The following is a 549-nucleotide window of genomic DNA, read 5'->3' as shown; positions in this document are numbered from 1 at the left end:
TCGCTACTCAGCCGAACGGTCAGAAACTCGCTCACTGATCCCTCCAAAACGACGGCGAACGACCGTCACCGTTTCTCTATTTGTACTTTGCAAAAGGCTTCGGATACGTACTCGTGAATCATCCACCAACACTTGTGCATCCAATTCGAAGAAGGAGCTATCCACTCCTAAATAGCCTTTGGCGTTTTTCTTTACATCATCGCTCAAGCCAGTTAATTCTGACTCCGCTAGAAATTCATCTACGCTGTCCCAACCATCGAAGGGACGCTTTTCTATCAGTTGAACCGCGTCGCTGCTGCTCAAGTTCGGTGAAAACATAGCGACTAAAATCGGCGCTTGTTCCACCTCTATCGTGTTGACGTTTAAACGCCAATCATCACTTGGGATCGCACATACCAAGGGCTCAATCTTTTGATAAATTTCACCACTCACTTGATATACCGCGCGCAGTTCAGTTTTGTCTGCCATCCAACCATTAGCCGCTAAATACGAAGGTTTCATCGATTCGTAGGTGCTGTCTTCCACGCCGGTGGTTGAACGTACTGTGCT

General features: G+C 47.5%; 1 protein-coding gene. It reads right to left on the bottom strand.

Annotated elements, in window-relative coordinates:
• Nucleotides 1–3: 3 nt before the first annotated feature.
• Nucleotides 4–549, bottom strand: a 546-nt coding sequence (gene gspK / locus R7Q11_RS28585; RefSeq protein WP_225467276.1) for a type II secretion system minor pseudopilin GspK, incomplete at its 5' end; no start/stop codon positions are given.

Source organism: Vibrio sp. 970 (genome assembly GCF_033339075.1).
Note: the sequence above shows the minus strand (reverse complement) of the source record. Positions and strands in the feature narration are given on the sequence as shown.